This is a genomic window from Streptomyces sp. YS415 (assembly GCF_023544665.1).
GTDB lineage: Bacteria > Actinomycetota > Actinomycetes > Streptomycetales > Streptomycetaceae > Streptomyces.
Window position 1 is genome coordinate 298,600 of sequence record NZ_JAMJFL010000005.1, and the last position, 8,862, is coordinate 307,461.

11 protein-coding genes are annotated in these 8,862 nt (G+C 65.4%); 5 read left to right on the forward strand and 6 right to left on the reverse strand.

Annotated elements, in window-relative coordinates:
- Positions 1-335: 335 nt before the first annotated feature.
- Entirely contained in the window at positions 336-1,694 is a 1,359-nt protein-coding gene (locus M8H82_RS09355; protein WP_250072034.1) for a helix-turn-helix transcriptional regulator, read from the forward strand.
- 297 nt (positions 1,695-1,991) lie between these two features.
- Here M8H82_RS09355 and M8H82_RS09360 read toward each other — a convergent pair whose 3' ends face one another.
- Both M8H82_RS09360 and M8H82_RS09365 read right to left on the reverse strand, forming a co-directional pair.
- Entirely contained in the window at positions 1,992-2,399 is a 408-nt protein-coding gene (locus M8H82_RS09360; protein WP_250072035.1) for a hypothetical protein, read from the reverse strand.
- A gap of 35 nt (positions 2,400-2,434) precedes the next feature.
- Positions 2,435-3,190: a GntR family transcriptional regulator gene (locus M8H82_RS09365; protein ID WP_250072036.1), complete on the reverse strand. Its 756-nt coding sequence runs from the start codon at positions 3,188-3,190 to the stop codon at positions 2,435-2,437.
- A gap of 54 nt (positions 3,191-3,244) precedes the next feature.
- Here M8H82_RS09365 and M8H82_RS09370 point away from each other — a divergent pair, with 54 nt between their 5' ends.
- Positions 3,245-3,721 carry a UTRA domain-containing protein gene (locus tag M8H82_RS09370; RefSeq protein ID WP_250072037.1) on the forward strand — a complete coding sequence of 159 codons (477 nt, stop codon included), beginning with the start codon at positions 3,245-3,247 and terminating at the stop codon, positions 3,719-3,721.
- Between the two features lie 33 nt (positions 3,722-3,754).
- Here M8H82_RS09370 and M8H82_RS09375 read toward each other — a convergent pair whose 3' ends face one another.
- The 3 genes from M8H82_RS09375 to M8H82_RS09385 form a co-directional block, all read right to left on the reverse strand.
- Positions 3,755-4,198, reverse strand: coding sequence for a hypothetical protein (locus tag M8H82_RS09375; protein ID WP_250072038.1), 444 nt, complete (start codon positions 4,196-4,198; stop codon positions 3,755-3,757).
- Positions 4,199-4,245: 47 nt separating this feature from the next.
- A complete protein-coding gene (locus M8H82_RS09380; RefSeq protein ID WP_250072039.1) occupies positions 4,246-4,884 on the reverse strand; it encodes a hypothetical protein in 639 nt (212 codons plus the stop codon).
- A gap of 387 nt (positions 4,885-5,271) precedes the next feature.
- Positions 5,272-5,598: a hypothetical protein gene (locus tag M8H82_RS09385; RefSeq protein WP_250072040.1), complete on the reverse strand. Its 327-nt coding sequence runs from the start codon at positions 5,596-5,598 to the stop codon at positions 5,272-5,274.
- A gap of 223 nt (positions 5,599-5,821) precedes the next feature.
- On the opposite strand from M8H82_RS09385, the gene M8H82_RS09390 reads away from it, so the two are divergent.
- Both M8H82_RS09390 and M8H82_RS09395 read left to right on the forward strand, forming a co-directional pair.
- The gene (locus tag M8H82_RS09390; protein WP_250072041.1) at positions 5,822-6,322 is read left to right on the forward strand and encodes a YfbM family protein; all 501 of its coding nucleotides are present in this window, start codon (positions 5,822-5,824) and stop codon (positions 6,320-6,322) included.
- Between the two features lie 695 nt (positions 6,323-7,017).
- Positions 7,018-7,239, forward strand: a complete 222-nt coding sequence (locus M8H82_RS09395; protein ID WP_250072042.1) for a hypothetical protein — start codon at positions 7,018-7,020, stop codon at positions 7,237-7,239.
- 275 nt (positions 7,240-7,514) lie between these two features.
- Here M8H82_RS09395 and M8H82_RS09400 read toward each other — a convergent pair whose 3' ends face one another.
- Positions 7,515-7,988, reverse strand: coding sequence for a Pycsar system effector family protein (locus tag M8H82_RS09400; protein WP_250072043.1), 474 nt, complete (start codon positions 7,986-7,988; stop codon positions 7,515-7,517).
- A gap of 298 nt (positions 7,989-8,286) precedes the next feature.
- Between M8H82_RS09400 and M8H82_RS09405 the strand changes: the two genes are divergently transcribed.
- Positions 8,287-8,568 carry a hypothetical protein gene (locus M8H82_RS09405; protein ID WP_250072056.1) on the forward strand — a complete coding sequence of 94 codons (282 nt, stop codon included), beginning with the start codon at positions 8,287-8,289 and terminating at the stop codon, positions 8,566-8,568.
- Positions 8,569-8,862: the final 294 nt, after the last annotated feature.

Below are 8,862 nucleotides of genomic sequence, written 5' to 3' on the forward strand. Positions count from 1 at the left end.
GGGGGCGTGGTGCTGCCGTGCGGTCGGCCGCTTCAGCCGGTGCGACAGCCATAGCGTCGGGTGCCAAGTGGGCCGGGGACAACGGCTCCCCCCAACCTGCAACGGAGGGACGATCCCACCCCCGACCACCTGCACGGACAAGGAAGCCTGGGATGCCTGTCTGGGATGGGAAACCGCCCCAGGGCCGCGAGTGGGAGTGGTCTCGAGGAGAGGGGTGGCGCAACCCTGCAACCATCCCAGCCGTCTCGACGTGCAGGTATGGGGAGTGCCTGGGATGCCGTCCAGGATCAGGACATGACGGCACAGGCCAACGGACGGATGTGAGTACGGACCACATGGACGCAATCGACGATGACGTAGCGGAGTTCGCGCTACTGCTGACGCGTCTGAAGGAGCGCACAGACCGCAGTTACGCGGCGCTGGCCCGCCGTCTGGGCATGAATGCCTCCACGCTGCACCGCTACTGCGCCGGTGACGCGGTTCCCATGGACTTCGCCGGGATCGAGCGGTTCGCCGCACTGTGCGGAGCCTCCCCCGAGGAACGCGTGGAGTTGCACCGCTGGTGGATCCTGGCAGTCGCGGCACGGCAACGACCACGCCCATCCGATGGCCGGCGGACACGGACGCCCCACGACACCACGAGCACCGCGGCATCGGCCGCATCCGCGAGCCACAGCGGCCCGGCGGACAAGGCACCCGAGCCGACCGCACCGGTCGACCGGCGGCCCCCTGCTGGGCGCCCATGGCGACGGCCTGTGCGCTCGACAGCACTGGCGGCCTCGCTTGCCATTGCGCTCGCCGGCCTCACCGCATCCGCTGCCGGACCTCTCTCCAGTGGCGGTGAGTCGTCGGCCTCCGCCGGCAGGCCGCCCGCCGGCACGACACCGGTGCCCTCGGCGTCGGCCACGCACAGCCAAGGCAGCCCGCAGGAGAACCGGGCGAGCGCCGGCACGACACCGGTGCCCTCGGCGTCGGCCACGCACAGCCAAGGCAGCCCGCAGGAGAACCGGGCGAGCGTCGGCACGGCCCCGCCGCGGGCCCCGCTCACCTGGACGGCCAACTCCCAGCTCTGGCAGCTCGACTGCGACCATGACTACGTCATCGCCAAGCCACCGCAGCAGGTCCCACCGCCGCCGATCCCGGCGGACGCCGCGGTGTGGGCCGCGTCCCAGGGGGCGGTGCACGGACACACCACCAATGTGCGGATCTCGGTGCAGGGACGCGGCTCCGCCGCCGTCGTACTGGAGGCACTGCATGTGCGCGTCGTCAACCGCACCACCCCCGCCGCCCGCCGGGGCATTGCCTACTCCACGTATGAAGGCTGCGGTGCCGTCCTTGTCCCCCGCTACTTCTCCGTGAACCTCGACGCGCGCCGGCCCCTGGCCCGTTCGATGCCCGGCAACGAACCGGACAGACCGACCCCCGCGATCGACTTCCCCTACCAGGTGTCCCTGCGGGAGCCGGAGGTCCTGCTGCTCTCCGCGCGCACCGAGTCCTGCACCTGCGACTGGTACCTCGACCTCGAGTGGTCCTCACAGGGGCGAACCGGCATGGTGCGCATCGACGACCACGGCCGCCCGTTCCGCACCACCAGCATCAAGGGGCTACCGCACTACTGGTACCAAAACCCCCGTGGCTGGGTCCCCATGGCCGCCGCTCACGACGAGGCGGAAACCGGCGACTCCGGCGGCTGACGAAGCAACAGGCCGCACAGCCCCGACAGCAGGACCGGCCGGGGTAGGGAGAGGGGCGATGGAGCGCCTGCCTGGGGCAGAAGCCCCAGGCCACGGCTTGACGCGTTGTGCCCCCGGCAGGATTCGAACCTGCGACACCCGCTTTAGGAGTTCGATCTACGCCCGCCTCTGGCCTTGTCGACGGCTGGTCCGGCGGTCAGGCGAGGGCGCTGCTGTGTGCCGCTGTCCGGGCTCGTTGATGTCAGCCGTGGATGTCAGGGACCGGACGATCCACCAGCTCGCGCACCCCGCTTCCGGTCACCAGTCGCGCCAGGCGTCAGTGATCTCGGCCCGGTTGATACCTCTTCTTGCCGCCAGAGCTGCCACGTCCACACCGTGCTCGCCCAAGGTGAGGTCGATGTACTCGCACAGCTGCTCGCGCTCTTCCGTGCAGTAGCCGGCGCCCCCATGGCTGTCGTCCTCGTCGACGGCATTGAGCGCGAGAACAACCCGCTCGACTGTCCCGAAGACCTCCTCGTCGGAGGGCTCCACGAGTCTACGTACGTCCGCCTCGAACGCCTCCAGTGCCGCGTCCGTCGCCCTCAGCAAGGACTCGGGGTATACCTCAGCCGAACCGGCGCACTCCGGTTCCAGCTTTCCGGCTGCCACCGCGTCAGCCACAGTCGCCATCCATGCACGCCAGTTCTCAGGGGGTCTGTTTGCCACGGCGACAAGGTACGCCGGAGCACTGACATCCCTGCCTAGCGGCTGACGGGCACCTCGTACACGATCTCGCAGAGGGCAGCTGGCACGATGATGTCAGCAGTCTCCACCGGCCGCCCCTGATCGCTGTAGTACGTCCGTCGGATGTGCGTGACGAGTGCGGCCTTCTGGATGCCCAGGAGCGACGCCTCTTCGGCGGTCGCCTGCCTCGGCTCCGGCTGCTCCACGGCGTGGCTGACGGTGATGCCGATCTCCGCCATGCGGTTCACGACACCGGCTCCGGCGTGCGGCCCTCCCTCGGGGAGGACGACGAGAGTGCCGGCGGTGAGGTCGTACGGCTCCCAGCTCGTCGACAGCTGCACGGGCCGACCGTCGGCGAGGAACTCGTACTCGGTCCGGACGCACAGATCACCCTCGGCGATACCGAGACGCGCTGCGACGTCCGCCGGCGCCGGGACCTTGGCGTCGGTCCGGCTCTCCCAATCGCCCTGCCTGCCCAGGGCCTTCATGTCCGCGCGAAACGGGGAGCCACTGGGCTGCTCACGCGCCGACGAGCGGACAACCCGCACCCGCTGGCGGGGCTCGGCGACGTAGGTCCCAGACCCGGCCCGTCCCTCCAACAGCCCTTGGGAGATCAGCAGCTCCTGAGCGCGGCGCACCACGTTGTCGCCGACGCCATACTCCTGGCCGATCTGGGCGCGTGAGGGCAGTCGGTCCCCTGGCTCCCACACGTGGTCCGCGATCCGCCGCCGAAGTTCGTCAGCGATGCGGAGATAGGGCGGCTGCTCAGGCATATGGAAGATCTAGTCCACTAGCTCTAATCTAGTTAACTAGCTTTACTCAAAGTGATGACCGGTCCTTTGACTGAGTTCAGCTTTCTCATCCACGAGGACAAGAGACCGCACAGCCTGGCTCGGATCTGCGTCCCTTTCGACCTGGTGCCGGCCACCGGGCCCTGCGGGTCGCCCTCGTTCGATGGGATGGTGCGGCGGCTGCTGGAGCTCCGTCCGCCCCTGGCTGAGGTCCGAGAGAGGGTCAGTGTCCGCCTCCCGACCCCTGAGGAGGCATCCACCCTTCGGATCAGCTCGGCGCTCGCAGTCCTCGCCATACAGCCGATACCGCTGGACGTGTCGTCGAGGCCGCGATCGAGTAGCGCCGACCCAAAGTGGGGCAGCTCGGATGGAGATCCTTCCGAGTTGCCCCGCTCTCGGTGCCTTCGGACGTCACTGAGTGCCCTCGGATGCCCTTACGCAGGCCGGTGTTCGGCCCCCCCAAAGCCGATGGGGGTCACTGGCGCTTCACGCACTGCCTTGCGGGATGGCTAAGGCGCAGCGATGCCGAGACAGTATCTTTCCGGATCAGAGGGCGTCGATCTGCCAAGCGATCACGCCTGTTGATCCCTTAGCGCCGTCCACGTTGATCCGGACCGGCTTGTCCCCGGTGATCCGTTGCTGTACCACTGATTCGTCACAAGGCACCGATGCTTCCGTGCCTGCCTTAGCGGGCACGAACTCCAGTCGCGCGCTGCCGCTGCCGACGCAGACCAGGTTCAGCCGGTAGGCCTTGTCCTTGCTCAACCCGGGCTCGGTGTGGATGCCGTCGCTCACCCGCTCCACACCGGCTTCGACCAACGACCCGCTCTGGACTGCGGCAATGGCTGCTTGAGCCCGCTCGGTGAGGTCCTTTTCCGATGGCTCGTTCGCCGTTCGGGTCGGGTTCGACGAAGGCGACGTCGGTCGCGGATCAGCCGGGTCCTCACCACTGTCAGAGGTCGTGCACGACGTCAGCAGGAACGCCGACATCACCACAGCACACCCGGCGAGCCGGGACAACCTTGGGAGTGAATGGGTCATGAGGCGGTTTCCCAGAACTTCCAGCCGGTTTCCTTCGTGGGCAGCGTTGCCGTACCGCGGCCGATCTCGCGAGGGGTGCCACACCCGTTGCCGATGGACTTGTACCTCTTCCAGTGCACCTTGTAGCCCCAAGAACCGTACTGCATGTGGCCGTACTTGTTCCTGCCAATGTCGCGGGAGTAGGTGTGCCCGGTGGTTACAGTCACAGTGGCGGTGACCTTGGCGGAGATTGTGGCCTTGGCCTTGGCGATGAGCGCCCCGGCCGAAAACTCACCTTGGCCCGAGACTTCGAGGGCAATGGAGCCGCTCTTGGTCACGGACACCGTCATCGTGCCGCCAGGCCCGTCCTTGTATTTGGTGCCGTTCCACCCTGAGGGCACGTGATAGTTCTTCTTGGAAGTGAATTCGTACCAGGTGTCCGGACCGGTACATCGACGCGCCTCTCTCTCGTCGATCGGCTGATCGATCTCGTCTTCCCAGCCCTGTCTGTCGTTGATGTCCGTCGTCTGATCATCAGAAACGGCCGTGTCGTCGGCTGGCACTTCCTCTGCGGCAGCAGTGCCGAGAGTCCCAAGGCAGGCAAGGAGTGCGGCGGTGGCAGCGCTGGTCAGTGCGCGCCGTGTACCGATGCCCATGTGACACCTTTCCGGTGGACCGCCCCCGTGGCGATCTAGCGCTTCGACACTATGTGCAGGGCATGCACGCGACAAGAAGGTGATCACTTCTCTGAGGAGAACCTGAGAGTCCAGTTGCTGACGGTCGGCGCCCTCCATCTGGTGCGGCAACACGAGCCAAAGCCTTCGACTAGGGAGTCGCGTTGGGAGGCGGCACCAGATTGAAATTCGCACCCTCAGCTTGGGAAGCTGCGATCATTTAAGGCCTGTTCGGGTGCTGACCTGGGCGAAGGCCTGCGCTGTGGGGTCGTCGGGCTTGGCTGCTTTCACTGTGGCTCCCTCTGCTCCCTGCCATATCTGGTGCGCTTGTGGTGCGTTCGCCGACGCCTCGCGCTACTCGGCGCACCTCTACAGATCCACACGTGTCTCGCTGTCGCCACGTCTGAGAAGGACGTGCGCCGGCCGGAACGGCAGACTGCGCAGAGTCGGCTCCAGGACCTTGAATAGAGCATCGGCATCGGGGCCGTAGGCGTACACGACGGCTTCGCCTCCTCCGAACTCGTTCCCGTCGACCTCCCCGACGCCGGCCGTCTCGGTCGCTGCCTCCATCGCCTGCTCGGCTTCGTAGATTCGCTCGCGCTGGTCGACATCGCCGAAACCGTGACTGGCAAGCCGGAAGTGTGCGATGACGGCGTGCTCCTCATCCCTGCTGTCAGGGGCATTGGGTGTCTCCATGCCGGACACATTGTCATCGGGGTCTGACACTCTCACCGTTGTGTCCGAGTCGGATCCGCCTCGCCAACACGCTCTCCATTCACCGGCGTTCACTGGCGGATGGCCACCAGGCTGGGATCGGCTCTAGGTCTTGGCTGAACGGCGGTGAACCGGGCTGAATGAGACGGAAGCTGAGACGGCCCGTCCGGTGACCGTTGTCAGTGGCCTCCCTTAGTCTCCAGCCATGAGCATGATCGGTGAGTATCTGCGTGTCACGGCTGCGGAGCTTGACCGGGCGATCCGAGACCCAGACTGGGCTTTGGACTTCGTCGAAGAGGTCCAGGACGCCGAGGAGGAGACGGAGCCTGCGCCGGCCGAAGCGCGCCACTTCAGCACGTACAAGACCTGGGACATGCTCCGCTTCCTCCTGGCGCGCGCCGAGTTCCCCGTGAACGTGATCCACGGTGAGGAGCCATTCGCCGAGGATGAGGACTGGGGGTACGGGCCTCCGAGGTACCTGCGACCTGAGCGGGTCCAGCTCGCGGCGGAAGCTCTGCGGGCTACCAGCTATGCCGAGCTGATCAGTGATGTGGATCCTGCTGAGCTGAGCAGCGCCGAGGTGTATCCCCTCGGGTGGAGTGAGCCTGGTGCGCTGGAGTGGGGGCGCCCCTGGTACGACGGCCTCACACAGTTCTTCGAGGCTGCTGCCAGGGCGGACGACGCGATGCTCGTCTGGCTGGACTGACGGGCGAAGATAACGGTGAGATCTCAGGTTGGGAAGCTGCGGTCATTCGAAGTTCACTTGAGGGCTGACCTGGGCGAACGGCGGTCGGATGGCCTGATCGATCCCGGTCGCTTTCACCGTGGTTCCCCGCTGGTCCCTGCTCGATCTGGTGCGCTTGCTGTGCGCTCCGTCCGCTGACCCACTTGGCGCCTGACCGGAGACAAAGGTTCAGCTGCCGATTCTGCTGCTCCTTGAGGCCCGGTGGTCACTCGGCGAGTGCTACCGCTGCCAGGGGCGAGGCCCCCAACCGGGACGCTGGGCGTCAGTGCAATCTCAACTCAACGGAAGGCGGGCTAACTTCTGTTGGATTATTTCTCATCGGTGTGCGCTAGCATTGCGGACCAGGGACACACGGTGTCCCTTCACACCTGGGTGAAGCTGGCACATGGTGCCGGTACCAGGATGCCGCCCCGTTGGAGCTGGCAAGCCCCCTGGAAATGAGCATATGAGGGCTTGGACGCACCAGGCTGTGAAGACGGGGCCGATTTCCCGAAGGATGTACTACCTGCAAGATCTGGGTTGACGTTAAGTCAGCTCAACCGAGAACACTTCTGCGCCTAGTGCGTCCGTGCAGGTGTCTCGGTCCAAACCGTACGGGTTTGGATCGAGGCTGCCTGCGCCCCCGATCCGACCCATGACAGGGAAGGTAAGGATCGGTGGACGGCACAGCCATCCTCTTCATTCTCGCCGTCGCTGGCGTGGCTTCGATCTCGCTCTTCACTCTTAAGGGGCTGCTCGACCAGGTCCCGGACGTGATTGACTCCGCCGGGAACGTACGCGACGCGTGGGACCGCTTCAGGAACAAGGGTAACGGGGAGCTCGGGCCGGGCGAGGAGCCACCACTAGTGGATGACCAGGAGCCGCCGACCGCCGCGTAGGTCATCAGATTTCGTCGTTGCTGTTGACCCACAAGGACCACCCGCGTGATCCTTCTCGGGCTTGCTGTGACAGCCAGTTTGGCTGAGCTGGACGAACCTGGTCAGTTACGGAGAAGCACTGAGCTTGGGAAGCTTGGGTCCTTGACGGACGATTCGCGGGCTGACCAGCGGCGGAGCTGCTGACGGAGCCGGACGGTCGGAGGATGCTCTCCGCGATTCCCCGTGGTCCCCCGCACAACCTGGCATGAGTCTGGCACGGGGCTTGGGCCTCGGCTCTACAGGACCAAGCTCAGCACAGTCGCAGCACATAGCAGGCCTACTCCGGCCAGGATGAGGTTGACTCCAAGACGGAGCCGGCGGAACTTGATCTCGACGGTGCGAGAGAGGAAGGAAACCCGCTCAGCTCGCAGGTCCGCGCGCATGTGGTCGCGCACCGCGTCGGGCTCCAGGGTCACCCAACGGGACCAACCTTCAGCGGTCAGAGTGTCAATGTGGACTGGCCGGACAGTGATGAGCAGAACCACGATGGCAATCACGAGGCACGTCGCGCCGACCGAGCCGACGGCCAACACAGCGGCTCCCTGATGCCTGGAGCTCTGTGTCACCACGAAGCCGAGGCCCACGCCAGTCATCGCCAACACGATGCTTGCTTTGGCGTCAGCCCGTGTGAGTTTGCTGGTGAGTGTCCTAAGCGCCTCATTCAAGTTGTCGGACGAATGGTCCGCACCACTGTTTGATCCCTGTGCCATGAGGCCTCCGTCTCTTGGCACTGACACGTTGACGAGGGGCCCGTTGGTTCGTCCGCGCCGAACAGGGCCGATGGCCCTTAGCTCGCCGACCGCTTCGTCCCGAAGCAACTTGGGTGCGGGCGCTCCCTTGGGCTGTTGTACCTCTCACCTGCGCTGATGGTCCGCCGACGTCCGCACTCGTCCGCCGGTGTTCGTCTGCGTTGTCACGCAGATAGACACTCACTGCGGTTGGTCTTCTTGTGCGGGACACCTTGATGCGGACGTGCCGAGCTGTCAGTACGGTCGACTGGTGATCAACATGAACGTGCGTATAGGCCTGGGGCAACCCATAGCTCGTGCCCAGGTCGGACTGGAATGGACGGACCTCTTGCCCGCGCTGGACTCGGTGCACTTCCCGATGTTGTGGGCCTTGGATCCCTACGGGGATGCGGTCTTCAATGAGCGGCAGGTGCCGTTGCTGCTGGCAGAGCTTGATCGACTTCCTGAAGCCTACTGCGGTGAGTGGGTGGGCCAGGCTCGGGAGTTGTGCCAGGTCGTTCAAAGTGGAACACACCGGTTCCTTTGTTTCGTCGGTGACTAAATAGTCTTGAAAACCGTCGTGGCGCGAGTCACCGTGGGTTCAAATCCCACACCCACCGCCAGGCAGAGCGGCCTCCGACCAGCAAATACGGTCGGGGGTCGCTTTCGTATCTCCTCACCTTGAGTAGCCGGTGCTCCCCGTGGCTTCCCGCTCGATCGGGCACGTGAGGGGCACACGATCAAGCTGCTGGTGTACTCGGCTAGCCTGCGGGCGTGCGTGCTGAAGAGATCTCCCACTGGATCGCTGATCATGGTGCCTCGATAAGCACCGTTGAGCTTGCGGCAGCTTTCGATG